The organism is Flexivirga alba, from assembly GCF_042661025.1.
In the GTDB taxonomy this organism is placed as follows: Bacteria; Actinomycetota; Actinomycetes; order Actinomycetales; family Dermatophilaceae; genus Flexivirga; species Flexivirga alba.
Genome location: NZ_JBHSWH010000001.1, coordinates 3,318,985 through 3,336,160 on the forward strand (window position 1 = coordinate 3,318,985; position 17,176 = coordinate 3,336,160).

Sequence of the window (17,176 nt, forward strand, 5' to 3'; positions counted from 1 at the left end):
CTCATCTGGGGTGACGTTGTCAGTGGGGCATCATTCGAATGTCCGCTCTGTCACGCCACGGAGTTCACCGACCGTCAGAGCCATTCGGTCATCACGCTGTCCATCCACCGGCCGGGGGCGTCCATGCTGATCCTCACGCCGACTTCGAGCAGCACCGCGGTGAAGGCCGGGCGCGGTGAACGTGGATCCATCGCCTGGCATGATTCGAACATGCGACACCCGCTTTAGGAGATCTATCCATGAAGGTTTGTGAGGGTGGGGCAAGTACGGTGGCGATCGAAAAGCGTTGCTATTCAGCGGATTGGTGGTTTGTGAGGTTTGACCCAGATCGGTAGCAGCCGGAGGTTTTGAGGACTCGTTGAGGACCACGGCACGGTCGGAGGTTCTCGGGTTACCGGCGACGCGTTGCCCGACTGGCGCAGGACTTCGAGCAGAACCGCCGTCGTGTGGCGCTGCTGAGCGGGCAGAACTCGGCACCACACCACCCGCAGACCACCACAGTGCCGCGCCTGCCTTGGCCGGGTCGTGCCCGGCTGGCGGCCAGGCCCGCTGGCGACATTCCGGCACCGCTGGCCAGCCGTGCCGAGGTAGCGGCGGCAGGATCTCGTGCCGCGGCAAACCGCCGCTTGGTCGAGAAACTCCGGCGAGCGTTGTCGATGATCGCGTCTCGGGTCCCACTGGCGACTAAGCCACGACTGCGAGCCAGACCATGCGCCTGGCGGTATTCAGAGGCCGTCAGCCCGTGCCCTTTCCACGCGTGCACGCCGAGATGTGCGAAGCGGCGGCCGCACTCGTGGCAGAGCAAGCCGTCGCTGTCCTCGTCGAGGACTCCGTAGCGACCGTGCCCGTCCGGGTCGCCGATGTTCACTCACCCAGGATGCACTGGATGCGATCGATGTTGGCCTATCGGTCAGTACGCAATGACGACGTCCCGTCCAACGTGGCTGCTGGCGACTGACGCTCCAACACTGGCGCGGGCCATCGATCTGTTGTCACTTCTTCGGCTGCGGGCCGACGCCGACGCCCCGGCCAGGTCGCCGCAAGCCGGTGATCGTGGTCGACCACCACCACGGCTTGTGCGGCCCATCCCGGCCGTCCTCGGGCGGCATCTGATCCCGAGCGTGGTAGGAGCTAATCGTTTTGCGGTGCACACCCACGTGTTCTGCGACCTGGCTGGTGGTCCACTTCTCGTCCTCCATTGGTACTCAGTCTTTCAGGCAGTTGGCAGCCCGCCCGACGGCTTCCGGCTTCAACGTCCACATCAGCTGTCGACCGACCAATTCCGAGGTGACCACGCCGATCTCCTCAAGCATCCGCATCTCGTCCACGCGGGCCGGCAACTGCACAGTCAGCCTTGGCCCGCCCATGAGCAGTTGCACGGTCTCCAGTCGGGAGCGTGTGCCCAGCACGTGCAGCGCTGATGCCAGCAACGTGAGGTCCTTGGCGCGGAACAACGGCAGCGTGAGTAGCGTTGCGGTAGGTCGGGCCATGGCAGGAGTGTGCGCACTCTGGAATCAGCTAACTCCGCCCAGGCACGGTGCATCGGGCCGGGTTAGTCGTCGTGGAGAGACAAATCTGATCCCATCCTGAGGATGGTCCGCTATCAGGGCTCCCAGGGGTGCGTTGCCGTTCCCACCCACCGTTGCAACGCAGTGGAGCCGCATCGCTTGGCAGCCCGAGACTTCACTCACCGAGAAGACGATCAACGCCGTTCGGTCGCTTCTGGCCCGAGAGGAGCACCTCATGCAACATCTCACGGCCGCCTACCAGGCGGCTACTCGCCATCGCGGCCGCCTGTGCGATGACCACCGGATCGCTTGCTGCGGTTGCGCTTCCATCGGCCGACGCCTCGACCAAGACGGCCACGGTGATGGCCACGACGCAGCGGATGAGCGCCGCGACGCTCAGTCCGTCCTCGCTCCGGCGGAGTCGTTCGGCCACGCTGCACCCCACGGGCGGCCGGAGGAAGTTTTGCGAAGGTGATACGAAGGCCTCACAGTCACCACTAATGTCCTGGCCATGTCCAACGACCAAGGGTCCGCACTCACTACTGATGGTTCGAGCAAGTCTACGAAGGGTAATCTGGCCGCCGCGACGACTGCCTGGATTGCATTGGCCGCCGTCCTAGGTGGCGCATTAATCGGCGTAGGCGGGTCGCTCTTAGCGACTCGCAACACGAATAACGCGACCCACACCGAGGCAGCGAATGCGCGGAGGTCCGCTGCTTATTCGGCATACCTTGGAGAGTTAGCCAAATTCAATGAGATGGTGTACAGTGCGGCATCATTTTCAGGAACTAACAAACCGCAAAACAGTCCCGACGCTACGGCCGGCAGGAAGGCATTTTGGCCCGTAGCTACTCAATCCGCGGAGAATCTGCAGTCGGATTACGTCGCAGCAATGCTTGCGACTGCACCTTCAAACAAGGACGCTACCGCGGTCCTGACGGATATCAGTAATGGCGAGCAGGGTGAATTCAAACACTTCAAGTGCGCGGCTAATCTTCAATCAGAGAACTGCACTATCAACGGGAAGGTCGTCAGCCTTGAGACCAATAAGGAACTCATGGAAGAGTTGCGCGTTTGGAGTTTCAAGAATGGGAAGTTGGAGCAGAAACTTCTGGACGCCTCGCGTAAAGCACTGAACTAGGCGTCCACCGAGCGTGCACACTAGGGCGTTATTCGAGTGCGCACGGGGCGGTGCTTCGTATCTGCTGATGCCACGGTAGGGCGTGTGTTGGTTGGAGGATGTCATCCGCCATCATTTTGATCTCGACGACCGACTGTTACGCCCTCGGTCGATCCGTTTGGACGCGACCAGCCATCGATTGCGTCGACGCGACCGTGGTAAGCGATGCCGTCGCGGCCAGATTCGACGGTGTGCCAAATGTAATGGCTAAGCGTCTTCCAATCGATCTAAACGTTCGGCGACCTAGCTGTTTTCCACTGTTTCACTGACTATTGCCCTGCTTCCCAAGTGCGCGATTCGTTCGAGCGCTCCTGGCCGCAGCGTCCACTGGTACGTGATCAGGCCCTCGCTCAGCCGTTCCGAGGTGATCACTCCGATGTCTTCGAGCATCCGCAGCTCGTCGGTCCGCGCCGGCAGATCGGCTGACAGCTTCGGCCCGTCTATCAGAGCCTGCAGGGTTTCGAGCCGGGCACGGGTGCCGAGGACGTGCAGGATCGACGCCAACAGTCAGGTCCTTCGCTCGCGACAGCGGCACTATCAGGTTGGCAGCGGTGGGTCGAACCATGGACGTGAGTATGCCGGTCGGCTGGTGCCGATGTCTTGCTCACCGGCCCGGCATCCAAGATCGACCGGATCGCCGACACCTGACGGTGGCCACCGATACACTCCGCCTCATGGGGTCGCGCCGGTTGGCGGCGCGTGCGAATTTGGTTGCAAGGGTGGGGATTTCTTTGAATCATGCTGGTTCAGGTCACGGTGTCGCCTGGTGGTGCGGCTGGGGCGGGCTATTTGCCGTGGCCGCCATCGGCGTAGCCAGTAGTGGCATCAGCGGTGCGTTGATCATGGCGGGGTTCTTTGCCCTCCTGGTCGCGGTGGTTGCCTTGATACGTGGCCGGGTGACGTGGGCGCTGCTGCGCAGTCGCGGTGCAGGCGTCGTCGCGCTGTTCGCCGCGCTCGGTGTGCTGGTCGCTGGCAGCGCCATAGCGGATCCGCCTACCAACGCCAGCCCCGGACAGTCCTCCGGAAGTAGGGTCGCCAGCACCACGGGGTCGGCAGCGAGTTCGTCCCGTGCTGGGGTGTCCCCGACATACTCGGCAGCGTCGCCCACGACAAAGGCTTCGCCGTCTCCAATGCCCAGCTCCACTGTCACAAGCACGCGCACCGCCGCCCCGGTGCCTGCTGCACAGGCTGTCTCGCAGGCCGAGTCCGGAACCGCACTTGCCGCGGTGGGAGGTCTGGCGGTCAAGGGCCGCGCTACCAAGACCGGCTACAACCGAGACGCGTTCGGACAAGCCTGGTTCGACGCCGACCGCAACGGCTGCGACACCCGCAATGACATCCTGCGCCGAGACCTTACGGCCCGGTCGATGAAGAACTGGTGCAAGGTGCTGGCGGGGACACTGACTCACGACCCCTACACCGGGCGTTCGATCCGGTTTGTGATCGGCGGGGCCAGCGAGGTCGACATCGACCACGTCGTGGCCCTGGGCGATGCCTGGCAGAAGGGTGCCGCGTCGTGGCCGTTCAGCAAGCGCCTGGCTTTCGCTAATGACCCGGCCAACCTGTTGGCGGTCGACGCCGGCGCTAACCGTGCGAAGGGCGACGGCGACGCTGCTACCTGGCTGCCTCCAAACAAGGCGTACCGCTGCCCGTATGTGGCCCGGCAGATCACCGTGAAGCAAAAGTACGGCCTGTGGGTCACAGCGGCCGAGCGCGACGCGATGGTGCGGGTGCTGTCGAAGTGCGACGGCACGGCATTGCCGCCGCAGGGCACGGCATCGACCAGCGCCCAGCCGCCGAGGGCCCACGCTCCCGCGCCGACCACTACTGCGCCCTCGGCGCCCAAGACGACGGCACCTGCAGTGGCACCGCTACCTGCCGCGGTCTACTACAAGAACTGCACCGCCGTGCGAGCCGCCGGAGCAGCGCCGATCTACCGGGGCCAGCCCGGCTACTCCAGCAAGCTGGATCGCGACGGCGACGGTGTCGCCTGCGAATAAGGTCGTCATCGAATCTGGTCGCAGTCCAACAGGCGTCCATCTCGGTGGCCGCAATTGCCCGACGGGCATGACCGGTCACTCAGCTTGCAACTAAGTGAGTGTCGGCGCTCGGTGTCAGCCTGTCCGCATGGTCGACCAGGTGCGTAACCGAGTGCAGGCCGGTGCAGGTCATGACCCGGGCTTCGCCCCGCAACCGATCGCCTGCGAGGCGAGGTTCGAGTGGGAGTCAGACGACCTGGTCGAGTGGGTGCCAGGTAGAGCCGTCAAGTGGAAGTCCGACCGGGTGCTGGTGTCCTACCGGCATCGGCGGGAGGACGACGACCGGCAGCACTTCGTCTGGCTGCAGGCCACTGACGTGCGGCGTGCGGACTCACTGCCCAGGTAGCGCCCAGCGGTCTCCGGTATATCCCACCCGGATCTGCTCAATCGCGATGCACAGCATCTTCGGCGGCCGTACGCTGCGCCCAGGGGAACACCGGGGGAGCAAACGGTCGGTCACAGACCACACGCATGTCCCGCAGGACACAAATCACCCCCTTCACTCTTGCGGAGGAGACCGTTTTGAAGAAGCACACAGCACTGGCACTCGTGCTGTTGGTCGTGCCGCTAGCACTGGCTGGCTGCTCGTCTGGGGGTAGCGGAGCAACCGTCACCGTGACCCAGACCGTCACGGCCAAGACGGCGACAGTCGCGGCTAGTTCAGCCGCCGCAGCGGACGCTGCAAAAAGACGAAGAAGGTCACCCCGAAGGTGACGGAGAAGACCACCGCCGCGGCCGATGGCCAGTCCAAGGGCACCACACCATTCGGCGCTACTTGGACCAGCAAGACCGGCCGGAAGATCACTGTCAGCAAGCCGGTGCCGTACACCCCAAGCAGCAGCGCTTACGTGGGCCAGACCATCCCTGGTGGGCACTACTACAAGGTAACCATCACCTTGACCAACCCCGCGAACCAGGATCCTTTCGATCCGAGTCAGTTGTATCTGACCGCCACATCCGGCTCGACTCAGGTCGACGGCGTGACCGACATCGACGGGAACATCGGCAACGACCCGAGTTCGACCCTGCTGCCGGGCCGGTCGCTCACCTGGTCCAAGGCCTACCCGGTGGTGCCGGGTACACACCTGTCCGTCGAGGTCACCGACGAATCGAGCTTCTCGATCCTCACCATCTTCGACGGAAAGGTCAGCTGATTTCCGGACAGCGACGCTCATGATCGACATGACCACACAAGCCGCTCAGGCTGCGTGACAAAACCGTCACCGAATCGTGCAGCATTTCCGTCGAGACGTCTGGCAAACGATGCTCCATACGCTAGCCTGTTCCCGCCACGCACACTCTGCGGCGGCGAACAGACATCCGGGGGATCGCTCATGACCGCACGCCTTTCGCGCTTTGGCGCGGCACTTGCACCAATGCTTGCTTCGCTGCTCCTGTTGTCAGGATGCTCGAATGCAGGTAGCAGCGACGCGACTGTCGACAATCCCACAGCGGCGTCCGCGATAAAAATTCCTGGTCGCGCTCTGCCGCCCACTGTCGCCGCCGTGATCGATGCATGTGCCGTCCCCAATCCCAAGGCTGGCCATAGCCGAACCCCTGTCCAGCCAACGCGGTGCACCTTGTACAGCCGATCTGCGATCAGATGACGCAATCGCTTTCGATGCCTACGTCGGCGAAGGCATCCGCATACAAGGCAAGCACTGGACCGCGGATCGCTGCTGAGATTAGTTGCGACTGGGAACGTGACAGGCACGACTTTGCAGGTTTCTCTATTGGCACCGCTCTGACTGAACCTTTTCCTCTCCAGACATGTTCCACCGGGACCTACGCCACCTGGCAGGAATGTTCCGCAGGGAAGCAGGGGCTTTTCGCCGACCAAACTGGCGTAAACCCGTTCGGCCAATTTGATAGCGAAAATCTTGCGACAGAGAACATGATGGTGAGCGGCGGCGGAGACGGAACAGTCCCCGCCGTCTCGATTGCCGATGGACTGCAAGCGTTCGGTTTTTCGTCTGACGTCGCAAGCATCATTAACGGGACTCCATATACGTACACAGATACGTGGCTCTTCCCAGATGAGGGTGTAGGTCGGCCGGGCGCGTCGGTCCGCAGGTAGACGTCGAGGTCTCCCGACGATGGAGGTTCCTACGCCATCCATCCGAAAGACCTCGACGTGACCGACGCTACCTCGCCGGCCGGCTTTGGCCGCCCTGACCTGACCGCCTTCGCGTCTCATCCCAATCGACCCTGATCGAGTCTGCTGACCCCCTCGACGAGAACGCAGCGACATCACAGCCACCCAACCCCGACCGTCCGGGAAGCCGGGACACGTCACATGGCCTGTGCTGCGGGCGTGTCGAGTGGGTCGTCCAGGGGCGACGCAGGAGCGTCGACGCGACGTGCTGAGAGGTGGTTCCAGTCGAGCACTAGGACACCGGCTACAGGCATGGCGATAGGTCAGGAACGGCGTCGCTCCCTACGCAGGAGGGAGCGCAGAGTCTCGGCGTTCGCGTAGCCGACCCGTAGCGCGATCTCGGCGGAGGTGAGGTCCGTGGTTGCTGAGAGGTGCCGAGCTCGTTCGATGCGAAGCCGTTGGACGAAGCCGAGCGGAGTGAGGTTGAGCGCCGCACGGACTCGTCGTTCGAGGGTGCGCCGGCTGGTGCCGAGCGACTGCGCGACGAAGGCGACGTTGAACGGTTCGTCCAGGCGGGCGCGCACGAAGCGTTCGAACTCGACGACGATCGGGTCCTCGTGCCGGAGATGTTCGTAGGCGACGAAGGCCGCCTGCGACGGACGCTCGTCGATGATGAGGAGCTTGGCGACATGTTGGGCCAGGTCGGGGCTGATCGATCGCACGAGTGAGAGCGCGAGGTCGATGTGGGCGAACGCGGCGCCGGCGGTGACGAGGTTCCCGTCGACCACGACCATGGTGTCGAGATCGAGGGCGACGGTCGGATAGCGCTTCAGGAACTCCGGCCCCAGGAACCAGCTGGTCGTCGCCCGCCGATGATGCATCCGTCCGGTCTCGGCGACAGCGAACACGCCGGTGCACGCCGCGGCGATCCGGGTGGTCGCGTCGTCGAGGCGCCCGAGCGAGGCGATAACCGAACGAGCATCTCGGCTCTGGAGGGCGTCGTTGGTAGCGGCGGCCGTGAGGGTTCCAAGCGCAGGGACGACGACCACGTCGAACTCTGCGGACTCCGACAGCGGGTGGTCCACCGACAGGGTCATCGATGCCGTCGTGGTCACTCTCCGTTTCGGTCCGAGGATGGCGAGTTCGATCGGGTCGATCCGCGGGTCGACATCGCCGCGGGCTCCGTCGGCCACCCGCACGATGTCGATGACCGACGCGACAGCCGAACCGAAGCAGCCGTCGATCGCGATCAGTCCGATACGCATGGCGCGAACAATAGCAATACTGCCGTATACGCCACTTCTCACCTGCCCTTGCTCGTCATACGCTGAACTCGCTTCACCAAGAAACCTCGACACCTAGGAGAACCCCTCATGTCCGCACCCGCATCACTTCCGTATGCCTTCGTCGCCAAGATCGTCGCGGCCGATGGACAGCACGACGCGCTCGCCGATCTGCTCGCCGGCGCTGTCGCGCTCGCCAACGAAGAAGTAGGAACGATTGTCTGGTTCGCGGTCAGGACCCACGCCGACACCTTCTGGATCTTCGATGCATTCCCCGACGAGGCCGCTCGCGACGCCCACGCCAACGGCGCCATCGTCGCAGCCCTGATGGCCAACCAGCACCTCCTCGGCGCAGCACCCGAGATCCTGGCGGCCGACGTCCTCGCGTCCAAGCTCCCGTAGTCCGCCAACGCACGAGACGATCGCGCCCGGCCGAGCCGTCGCCGGGTCGCGACGCAACGCCACGCTGCGTTGCCGAGCGGTGCGAGGCCTATCGGCACACGGACAGGATGCCGGCCGCGAGCGCTCAGCCGGCGAGGGGTCCGTCGCAGAGGAGAGCGACGTCGGTGTCGGGCAGAGCCGTGAGGCCAGCGCATCGCGCGACCATCAGAACCGAACCGCCCCTGCCCTGCGTTTCCGCAGGTCAGGGGCTGTTCGCCGGAGCCGCCTGTCGGAATCGAAGCGACGACCTAATCACGTCGGCTTTGCGTCTATCGCTTGATGCGCCCACTGGGCGAACGAGCCGCTGACCTGCGCAAACGCCGAGCGTGGGGGACGCCGCCATCCGGTGGTGACCGACGACGACCGACCAGTACCGACCGTTTCACCGGAGCTTGCGGCGGCGTCGAAGCCGAGCAAGGTCCATTCCTTTAGCTCACCGCGCCCTCCTCCTCGCCGGTCCCGTCGTCGTCGAAGACGTTTCAGATACGTCCAGCAACACAACGCCACCTGGCGCGCCGTCATACGCGCCCAACGTTCGGCAGAGTCCGACGACAAGCTCAGCAATCACACCATCGGCCCCAAATGCGGTGGCGGACGCTGCGGCCCCGACGCGATATACAGCGTGCGGCGACGTGGAGGGCTCTGCGATTTGGGCTGCCGTAGGGACCCAGTGTGAATTCGCGACTATTATTGGCACCGGATTCCTCGACAGGCTTCGCCTCCAAAGCTCAACGGGAGGAGAGATTGTGACCAGTTTCAGGGTGATCGGACCGCTTAGCCATCGGCCTTACACGATTACCTGTCACGGCACCGACGCTTGGGAATGCGCGGCCGACCCTGGCCCAGGGCTGGTCTACGTTGGTTATGGAGGCTGACTTGGTGCGGAAAAATTCCCCGAAGGCATGATCACCGCCTCTACTACTCGGTGACTTCATGAGATCATCCGAATAGAGGGCGTAGCCAGGGTCTAAGTCCGCCCGTCTGAGTACGGATTGGGCGATGTAGTTGGTGAGGTTGTGGAACCCCAGCGCTGGGTAGGCCGTTGATCGCCGCCATCGAACTGTTTGGTGCCGTGTAGGCGCTCACCTGGGCCAGGCGTAATCGGTGGTGCCGGGTACGCATCTGTGCGTCGAGTTACCCGACGAACTCAGCTTCTTGATTCCCCACGATCTTCGACGGCAAGGTCGGCTAACTCTCAGAAGACGGATTGCTCTGAATCGGATCACCCATCCGATGCACCCCAACTGACCAGCGACGATGCGGCCACTCTCACACTGCTCTAACGTCCCAAGTCAGGTGGCCGCACCGTGGAGGTGGCTCGCTCTACTCGCGCTGGTGTCCTGCGAGACATCGTGTGTGAGCCACGCGTGGTCTGGCCGTTGAGATGCCATCCGTTCCCTGCTAGGCGACCCGCCCGTTTCTGCAGTGCGCGGCGGCCGCATACGACCGGTGCCGGACATGACAACCCGTGTGTGTGAATGTCTGCCGCTGGGGTGCGGTTGCCACCGGGCTACGCCGACGTGGCCGACGCACCGGAGGGCGACGCGACGACCGGCCCATCGCATTGAGCAGCATGTACGTCAGAGAGATCAACATGCGGACCATTGCAACGACCAGCATGATCGAGATCCGGACCATCGCCACTGTCAGCTGAATGACGATGCCCACTAGTCCGCCCATAGCCACAGTTCTAGCGCGCCGTCACACTTCTTGGCCCCATTTCGCGGAATTTGCTCGCGCCGGGCACCGGCGCCACGCGATTCCGGCCGCGGCCGATTGGATACGAGACCAGCATGGCCCCACCGGCCGATCAGAGTGCGTGAGTCCAGAGTTCACCGCATCGTGCAGCGGTCCCACCCTCGGTGCGTCAGCCGATATGTCAAGTCGCGTCGCTACCGTGGCACTAGTCCTTCCTTGTCTAGGTGGGAGTCGGCGTTTACGTCCCTGTGGGGTCTTCCGGCCCGGCGATCAGGGCGGCGAGTTCGTCGGTGAGCATCACTCGCCCGTCTAGGACCTGCAGGAAGTCTGCCTCGGTCATCAATTCGATGTCCTGACCCTGATCCTGCAACTCGAATGCCTTGCTGGCCTTCGTCGAGTAGGTGAAGCCTGGTCGCAGGTTCGCAGGGTTGAAGTCTCCGAGCACGAGCACGTTGGTGCTTCTGGTCGTGCCCTTTTCGGGACGACCACCCGCGGCTGCGACGGCGTTCCAAGCATCTTGCCGGACCATGGCCATGAGTTTCCCAGTGAACACCACGACCCTCCCGTACAGATAGCCGTTGGGATCAGCGTTCGGATTTGCGTCAGCAGCAATCAAATGACCATTGCTACTGGTACCGCTGGTTGCGACCGCGCCGTGGTACACGCCAGCGGCCATACGCCCTACGGTGGTGTGGAGGCGAGAAGCGATCTCATCCACACTTGTGGCGCCGAGTTGCTCGGCGAAACGCATGACAATGACAGCGACTGCCTCGGCGTCCGCAAGAGCGTTGTGATGATCATCCATGGTCATCCCGCAGGCTTCCAGGACGAACGGCAGCCGGTAGGACGGCAAGGTCAGGTGCTTGCGTGCGAGAACCAATGAGCACGCGAAACGCATCTCGGGCCAGGGGATGTTGTCGACAGCGCACGCGTACCGGATGACTCCGATATCGAACCCTGCATTGTGCGCAACGACGACATCGTCGCCGATGAAGTCCATCATCGCGGGGAGAGAGTCTCGCCATCGAGGTTGCCTTGCCACGGTGTGCGGGTCGATGTGGTGGATGCCGATGTTGAACTGGTCGAAGTGGTCGACTCCTGCTGGTGGTCGCATGAGCATGTACTTGCGGTCGGCGATGACTCCGTTGTGGACCTTGACCAGGCCAACCGAGCAAGGGGATCCGCGGAAGCTGTTGGCGGTCTCGAAATCGGACCTGTTCGACGCCGATCTCGACGACGTCGCAGACCGGATGCACGCAGCCGCCAGCCGTCCTGCTGAGGACTGACCGAGGACTGGCGAAGGATGAAACCCTTAAAATTGCAGTGCCCCCGGCATGATTCGAACATGCGACACCCGCTTTAGGAGACCGTTCCGTCTTGGGTGGTTACCCGGACTGCGGTGTGGTTACTGGGTGTTGGTAGTTGGTGGGTTTGGTTTGACACGGGTGATTGTGGTCCTTGGGGTACGTCACGGGTACGAGAGATGAGTATCTGCGGGACAGGCCCGGGCTTCGGGGCGCTGCCGGTGGCTTCGTCGCGCCTCGCCGGAGGGCTGTCCGGCCCGTTGGTGCTCTCCTGCTCACGATCGCATTCGGCAGCGGAGTGGAGGGTCCGCGCGCAGCCGACCATCCACCCGTGCCCTCGACCCGAACGACGGCGGGAGTCTGTTCTCCACGGCGTTGCCCTATGCGTGCGCCTCCACGGAACCGACTGACTTGTCTGAGAAGTCGACGGTTCCCCGGTCCATCGGCTGCAGTTTCACCTGGGGGAAGGACGGCCCTTCGTCACCGCAGTGCGGAGCCGATGGCGACGAGCCCGGTGATGATGAGCAGCCGGACGACGATCCGGTCGAACCGGCGATCGTCGATGAAGGGGATGACACGAAGCCCTACCCACCATCCGATGAGAACTGCGGGTGCCGCCCATGCCACGATCGACAGGCGGTGGGTCGTCACCGAGCCGACGATCACGAACCCCACGATTGCGCACAGGTCTTGGATGACGAACACTGCCTGCAGCGTCGCCCGGAATCGATCGGCGTCCGCATACGGGCCCTTCATCGCCAGCACGATCGGAGGCCCGTTCATTCCCGTTGAGGTGAGGAGGGTCCCGCTAGCAATCCCGGCCGCCACACTTCCTCTTCGCCCGAACTGGCGCGCGGACCGTCCGACCGTGAGCGCACAGCCTATGACCACCAATCCGATACTGACACCCAAGAGAGCCGCCGGGACTGAGCGGGCGAGGATTAGACCGGTCGGCATTCCAACGAGGGCGGACGCACTCACAACTCGAAGCGCCCTCCAGTCGACGAGTGACCGCTGGTGGGCGGCGGCCCCGGTGGAGTAAATGGCACTCAAGATCGTGACGCACACGACCGCAGTCGAAGGATCTGTCAGAATCGCGATCAGGGGTACTCCCACCATCGCGAAACCGAAACCGCTGATCGACTGGGTGAACGCGCTCACCGCGATGATCGCGGTGAGCGCGATCACCATCACTTCGATGCGACCGTGAAGCGTCGGTTCGAGAGACTCGGGTTCTTCGCCCGAACCGTCTGCACCCGTTCAGGGTCGATGTGGGTCGTTGCGGTACCAGCGACCTCTCCGGCGTTCGCGACTACGACGCCCATCGGGTCGATGACCATCGAGAGTCCGGTGCAGTGCGGGCCGGACTGGCCAGCTGCGACCACGTAAACCGTGTTCTCAATTGCGCGCGCGCGCAGAAGGGTCGTCCAGTGGTCTTCCTTGCTTGGGCCCGCGACCCAGGCTGCTGGAAGGAGCAGGACATCCGCGTCGGCGTCGACCAATGCGCGGGCCATCTCAGGAAAGCGCAGGTCGTAGCAGGTCATCGCACCGAACGTGAATCCTCCGAGTTCGAACGTGACCGGTCGGAACGCCGCTGCCTCGACACGGTCGGACTCGCGATAGCCGAACGCGTCGTAGAGATGGACCTTCTCGTACTTGTCGATCTGCGCGCCGTCGGGTCCGACGATCAGCAGGGTGTTGATCCCTTTGTCGTTGGCATCGTTGATCGCAGTCATTCCGGCAACGATGGTTACCCCGTGCTGCTTCGCGAGGTGACCGATGAGCGTTCCGAAGTCTCCGGTGGTGGGCTCGCGCTCGGAGGAAGTGTCCGCGGTCGGGTCTGGATTGGAATACATCGCGTTCTCCGGCAACACGACGAGTTCCGCTCCAGTACCAGCCGCCTGCTCGATCAGCTTTGCGACGGATTCTCTGTTGGCTGCCTTGTCGGTGGTTGCACCGAACTGAGCCACTGCCACTGTCAGTCCCACTTTGCTGGTTCCTTCCCTCTTATCAAACGCGTGGTCGTGATCCTCACGCGGCATCACGGTCCACGCTCGATCAGTTGTTGAAGTAGTTGATGGCGCCGGAGTATTCGGCGAGCGAGCCACCGGTCTGGATCTTCTCGCGGGCGGGAATCTCGGCGTCCTCCTTCTGCTTGAGAATCTTGGCGATCTCGAGCGCCTCGTCAGGCTTCAGGATCGCGATGCCGTCGGAGTCGGCGAATACAACGTCGCCGGGCTCAACGACGACGCCGCCGACGCTCACGGGAACGTTGATGGCGCCCTCGATCCCGGCGATCCGGGTGGTATGTGCCGCGATGCCTCGAGAGTAGAGCGGGAAGCCGTAGCCGAGTACTTCGTCGTAATCGTTCGACTTGCCATCGATGATCGCACCGACGACGCCCCGCTCCTTGGCTGTGAAGGAGACGAGTCCGCCGAAGCATGAACGCTGTTCGTCGCCCGACTGCTCGATCACGATGACGTCACCGGGGCGCGCCTGGTCCACTGCAACGTGCACAGCTGTGGAGTCGAGGTGGGGAATCCGGACGGTGATCGCCGTGCCGATGAACTTCAGTGGGCGGCGGTTTGGTACGAGACCGCGCGGAAAGCCGTGGTCGCGAAGGTGCCCCAACGTCGAGGTACACACCTCGGACAGTGCGTCGACAATTGCTGGGTCGATTTGAGGAGCGGAGAGATTTTGGGTGAACATGAAGATTGACCGTTCTTTCTACTTGGAGGGGCTATTTGAGGACCTTGCGAAGGCCCATGATGCGTTCGAGGATCACCACGACCGCAAGGCTCATGAGGATTAGGACAACGGAAAGTGCCGCAATCTGTGGATCGGTGCGAGTCTCGACGTAATTGAAGATTTCCACCGGCAACGTTGTGATATCGCCGGCGACAACGAAGAGCGAGATGACTGCCTCATCGAAGGAGATGATGAACGAGATCACGAAACCGGCGAGAACCCCAGGCAGGACAAGCGGCAGCGTAACCTTTCGGAATGTGGTCAGTGCCGACGCACCCAGGGTGCGCGCAGCCTCCTCGCACTGTTGGTTGAGTGTCATCAGGCTCATTGACGTCGTGCGTATCACGTATGGAACGGTTATGCCCAGGTGAGCGATGATCAGACCCTGGTACGTTCCGGTGAGCTTCATGGGATCGAGGACCAACAGGAGCGCGAGGCCGAGGACAATCGCTGGCACCAACAATGGGGAGAGGAAGAAGCCGGACAGGACCGCTCGCCCCGGGAACGAGTACCGACTGAGCGCAACCGCGGCTGGGACACCGACGAGGGACGCGAGCAGAGCCACCCCGACAGCGACGATGAAGCTCACTCTGAAACCACTCATGAAGGCCTCGTTGTGCCAGATCTTGCCGTACCATTGAAGGCTGAAACCCCTTGGCGGGAACGACATTGTTGACTGAGTGTCGATGCTGATCAACAGGACGATGATGATCGGTGCAAGGAGAAAAAGGTAAAGCAGAGTCACGATGATTCGAGTTGGCCACTGGCCGAACCGTGCATTGTCGATCATCACTGGTCCTCGATTCGCTTGATGGCCCGCTGGTAGACGACGATGACAGATCCGAACAGAACGAGGAGAATGAAGGATATTGCTGCGGCAAACGGCCAGTTCAGGGTCTGTGTCGCCTGATCGTAAATCTCGGTGGCAAGAAGGAAGACTCTGCCTCCGCCCACGAGTCGTGGGGTGATGAAGGAACTGATGGTGAGTACGAACACCAGTAATGCGCCCGTGAGAACACCGGGCATACTGAGTGGCCACACGATGCGCCAGAAGGTTTTCCATCGGGACGCGCCGAGGCTCGCTGCAGCATACTCGAGTTCGGGGTTGAAGCGGCCGAACCCGGAAAGCAGCGCCAGAATCATATACGGCATGAGGATCTCGACCATGGCGATATAGACGCCGACCGAATTGTTGATGAGCGTTAGCGGCTGGTCGATAAAACCTACGCCTTCCAAGCTTTTGTTGACTACCCCATCCTGTCCAAGGAGGACGATCCAGCCGTACGTACGTACGACCGAGCTGGTTAGCAGTGGGGCGATCGCGAGGGCGACGAGCAACCCTTTGAACCGAGATGTTGTGCGCATAAGGAACAGCGCGATCGGGTACGACACAATGACGGTTGCAATCGTGACGACGACACCAAGTTTCAGCGTGTCCCAAGCCATTCCCCAGTAGTACGAGTCAGAGACAAACTTCGTGTACGAGCCAGCCGATACACCCTGCCGGATCATGCCGGTGGAGTCCCCGGTGTTCAGGCTCATTCGAAGAAGCCACACGAGCGGTAGGACAAAGGCGACGAGCATGCCAATGAGTGCTGGAAGGCTCAGCGCCCACACGGTGCGCCGGTCGGATCGACCGGTACGCCGCCTTACGGCCTGGATGGAGTGCGTCGTCATGACACGAACTTCATCGTCTGGCGAGCAGCGTCGAACTCCTCGGAGAGCGCGGGGCGACCGGGATGGCCCGCAGACGGGGCGGCGCTGCGCGCCGCTGATGCATTCGTGTCATCGGGCCGAAGTACAACGGCGTCTTCGACATCCCAGCTGAGTCGTACTTCCTCGCCAGAGGCGACGGGGCCGGCGCTTGTGGCGAGCGACTGGACGGACAGCGTCTGACCGGCGGCGCTCACCGAGTACTCGACGACGTCGCCAACGTAGGAGAAGGTGAGGACCACTCCCCGAATGCTCGGGCGGTCTGAGCCAGGGCCGGAAGGTCCGACGCCGAGCCTGATGCGGTGTGGGCGGACGAGCACGGTCACCCGGCCAACAGCACGGAATTCATTCATCGCCGGCATCCGCCCGATCCCTGCGATGTCGACCACCGAGTGATCGTCGTCGGACTGGATGACGTCCCCCTCAAGGAGGTTGGCGCGGCCGATGAATGTTGCCACGAACCGACTTGAGGGGTGCTCGTAGATGTCCCGCGGTGCACCGATCTGTTCGATGTTGCCCTCTGACATCACGACGATCCGATCGGATGTCGCAAGCGCCTCGTCCTGATCGTGAGTGACGAAAACCGTCGTGATTCCAGTCTTTTGTTGAATCGAGCGGATCTCATCGCGCATGTTCTCCCGCAGCTTCGCATCGAGGTTCGACAGCGGTTCGTCCAGCAGGAGCACCTTGGGCCGGATGACGAGGGCGCGGGCCAGCGCTACACGCTGCTGCTGTCCGCCGGACAGCGCCTTGGTGCGACGGTCGCCAAGATGGCCGAGGTGCACCAGGTCGAGCACTTCCTCGACCCGTTGCCGAGTCTCGGTCTTCCCCACCTTTCGCATCTCAAGACCGAAGGCGACGTTCTGCTTCACATCCAGATGGGGAAAAAGCGCATAGCTCTGGAATACCATCCCCATGTCGCGTTTGTGGACAGGCGATCGGGTGAGGTTCTTTCCATCGACTTCGATGTCACCGGAAGTCGGCTCGACGAGACCCGCGAGCATCCGTAATGTAGTTGTCTTACCACAGCCGGAAGGTCCGAGAAGCGAGATGAACTCGCCCTTTTCTATGTCGAGGTCGAACCGGGCGACGGCAGGCTTCTCGGTCCCCGGGTAGTGCTTGGTGATGCCTCGGAGGCTCAGAAAGCTCATAATATTTCAGCCTTTC

General features: G+C 62.7%; 21 protein-coding genes. 7 read left to right on the forward strand and 14 right to left on the reverse strand.

Translation table 11 applies throughout. The features are described from left to right. Positions 1-391: 391 nt before the first annotated feature. The 4 genes from ACFQDH_RS16300 to ACFQDH_RS16315 form a co-directional block, all read right to left on the reverse strand. On the reverse strand, positions 392-868 hold the full coding sequence (locus tag ACFQDH_RS16300) for a MucR family transcriptional regulator (RefSeq protein WP_382403462.1): 477 nt from the start codon (positions 866-868) through the stop codon (positions 392-394). A gap of 124 nt (positions 869-992) precedes the next feature. Continuing rightward, the gene (locus tag ACFQDH_RS16305) at positions 993-1,199 is read right to left on the reverse strand and encodes a hypothetical protein (protein WP_382403463.1); all 207 of its coding nucleotides are present in this window, start codon (positions 1,197-1,199) and stop codon (positions 993-995) included. 6 nt (positions 1,200-1,205) lie between these two features. Beyond that, entirely contained in the window at positions 1,206-1,490 is a 285-nt protein-coding gene (locus tag ACFQDH_RS16310) for a hypothetical protein (protein ID WP_382403464.1), read from the reverse strand. Positions 1,491-1,683: 193 nt separating this feature from the next. Then, complete coding sequence (locus ACFQDH_RS16315; RefSeq protein ID WP_382403465.1) at positions 1,684-1,941, reverse strand: hypothetical protein; 258 nt, start codon at positions 1,939-1,941, stop codon at positions 1,684-1,686. Positions 1,942-2,019: 78 nt separating this feature from the next. Between ACFQDH_RS16315 and ACFQDH_RS16320 the strand changes: the two genes are divergently transcribed. Beyond that, entirely contained in the window at positions 2,020-2,649 is a 630-nt protein-coding gene (locus ACFQDH_RS16320) for a hypothetical protein (RefSeq protein ID WP_382403466.1), read from the forward strand. Positions 2,650-2,931: 282 nt separating this feature from the next. Here the strand turns inward: ACFQDH_RS16320 and ACFQDH_RS16325 are convergent, their stop codons facing one another. Together ACFQDH_RS16325 and ACFQDH_RS16330 are read right to left on the reverse strand one after the other, a co-directional pair. Continuing rightward, positions 2,932-3,192 carry a hypothetical protein gene (locus ACFQDH_RS16325; RefSeq protein WP_382403467.1) on the reverse strand — a complete coding sequence of 87 codons (261 nt, stop codon included), beginning with the start codon at positions 3,190-3,192 and terminating at the stop codon, positions 2,932-2,934. Positions 3,193-3,439: 247 nt separating this feature from the next. Continuing rightward, the gene (locus ACFQDH_RS16330) at positions 3,440-3,832 is read right to left on the reverse strand and encodes a hypothetical protein (protein ID WP_382403468.1); all 393 of its coding nucleotides are present in this window, start codon (positions 3,830-3,832) and stop codon (positions 3,440-3,442) included. A gap of 28 nt (positions 3,833-3,860) precedes the next feature. On the opposite strand from ACFQDH_RS16330, the gene ACFQDH_RS16335 reads away from it, so the two are divergent. The 3 genes from ACFQDH_RS16335 (at position 3,861) to ACFQDH_RS16345 (ending at position 5,881) form a co-directional block, all read left to right on the forward strand. Then, positions 3,861-4,688: a GmrSD restriction endonuclease domain-containing protein gene (locus ACFQDH_RS16335; protein ID WP_382403469.1), complete on the forward strand. Its 828-nt coding sequence runs from the start codon at positions 3,861-3,863 to the stop codon at positions 4,686-4,688. A gap of 127 nt (positions 4,689-4,815) precedes the next feature. Beyond that, positions 4,816-5,073, forward strand: a complete 258-nt coding sequence (locus tag ACFQDH_RS16340; RefSeq protein ID WP_382403470.1) for a hypothetical protein — start codon at positions 4,816-4,818, stop codon at positions 5,071-5,073. 364 nt (positions 5,074-5,437) lie between these two features. After that, entirely contained in the window at positions 5,438-5,881 is a 444-nt protein-coding gene (locus ACFQDH_RS16345) for a hypothetical protein (RefSeq protein WP_382403471.1), read from the forward strand. A 1,264-nt stretch (positions 5,882-7,145) separates the two neighbouring features. Here the strand turns inward: ACFQDH_RS16345 and ACFQDH_RS16350 are convergent. After that, positions 7,146-8,087, reverse strand: a complete 942-nt coding sequence (locus ACFQDH_RS16350) for a GlxA family transcriptional regulator (RefSeq protein ID WP_003941078.1) — start codon at positions 8,085-8,087, stop codon at positions 7,146-7,148. A gap of 108 nt (positions 8,088-8,195) precedes the next feature. On the opposite strand from ACFQDH_RS16350, the gene ACFQDH_RS16355 reads away from it, so the two are divergent. Beyond that, a complete protein-coding gene (locus ACFQDH_RS16355; protein WP_035904877.1) occupies positions 8,196-8,507 on the forward strand; it encodes a putative quinol monooxygenase in 312 nt (103 codons plus the stop codon). A gap of 1,975 nt (positions 8,508-10,482) precedes the next feature. On the opposite strand, the gene ACFQDH_RS16360 is transcribed toward ACFQDH_RS16355, so the two are convergent. Further along, on the reverse strand, positions 10,483-11,406 hold the full coding sequence (locus tag ACFQDH_RS16360) for an exonuclease domain-containing protein (protein WP_382404883.1): 924 nt from the start codon (positions 11,404-11,406) through the stop codon (positions 10,483-10,485). Here ACFQDH_RS16360 and ACFQDH_RS16365 point away from each other — a divergent pair. Further along, positions 11,357-11,530, forward strand: a complete 174-nt coding sequence (locus tag ACFQDH_RS16365; protein ID WP_382403472.1) for a hypothetical protein — start codon at positions 11,357-11,359, stop codon at positions 11,528-11,530. The genes ACFQDH_RS16360 and ACFQDH_RS16365 overlap by 50 nt on opposite strands. A 498-nt stretch (positions 11,531-12,028) precedes the next feature. On the opposite strand, the gene ACFQDH_RS16370 is transcribed toward ACFQDH_RS16365, so the two are convergent. Then, on the reverse strand, positions 12,029-12,667 hold the full coding sequence (locus ACFQDH_RS16370) for a TSUP family transporter (RefSeq protein ID WP_382404884.1): 639 nt from the start codon (positions 12,665-12,667) through the stop codon (positions 12,029-12,031). Here ACFQDH_RS16370 and ACFQDH_RS16375 point away from each other — a divergent pair. Next, positions 12,591-12,758 carry a hypothetical protein gene (locus ACFQDH_RS16375; protein WP_382404946.1) on the forward strand — a complete coding sequence of 56 codons (168 nt, stop codon included), beginning with the start codon at positions 12,591-12,593 and terminating at the stop codon, positions 12,756-12,758. The two genes, ACFQDH_RS16370 and ACFQDH_RS16375, sit on opposite strands and share 77 nt — an antisense overlap. Here ACFQDH_RS16375 and ACFQDH_RS16380 read toward each other — a convergent pair. The 5 genes from ACFQDH_RS16380 to ACFQDH_RS16400 form a co-directional block, all read right to left on the reverse strand. Next, the gene (locus tag ACFQDH_RS16380) at positions 12,739-13,536 is read right to left on the reverse strand and encodes a carbon-nitrogen hydrolase family protein (RefSeq protein WP_382403473.1); all 798 of its coding nucleotides are present in this window, start codon (positions 13,534-13,536) and stop codon (positions 12,739-12,741) included. The two genes, ACFQDH_RS16375 and ACFQDH_RS16380, sit on opposite strands and share 20 nt — an antisense overlap. A gap of 70 nt (positions 13,537-13,606) precedes the next feature. After that, positions 13,607-14,257 (reverse strand): RraA family protein, encoded by a 651-nt coding sequence (locus ACFQDH_RS16385; protein WP_382403474.1) that lies wholly within the window; start codon positions 14,255-14,257, stop codon positions 13,607-13,609. A 31-nt stretch (positions 14,258-14,288) separates the two neighbouring features. Then, positions 14,289-15,086, reverse strand: coding sequence for an ABC transporter permease (locus tag ACFQDH_RS16390; RefSeq protein ID WP_382403475.1), 798 nt, complete (start codon positions 15,084-15,086; stop codon positions 14,289-14,291). Continuing rightward, positions 15,086-15,973, reverse strand: a complete 888-nt coding sequence (locus ACFQDH_RS16395) for an ABC transporter permease (protein WP_382403476.1) — start codon at positions 15,971-15,973, stop codon at positions 15,086-15,088. The genes ACFQDH_RS16390 and ACFQDH_RS16395 overlap by 1 nt, the downstream gene beginning before the upstream one ends. Beyond that, a complete protein-coding gene (locus ACFQDH_RS16400; protein WP_382403477.1) occupies positions 15,970-17,160 on the reverse strand; it encodes an ABC transporter ATP-binding protein in 1,191 nt (396 codons plus the stop codon). Before ACFQDH_RS16400 ends, ACFQDH_RS16395 begins: the two co-directional genes overlap by 4 nt. Between the last annotated feature and the right edge of the window lie 16 nt (positions 17,161-17,176).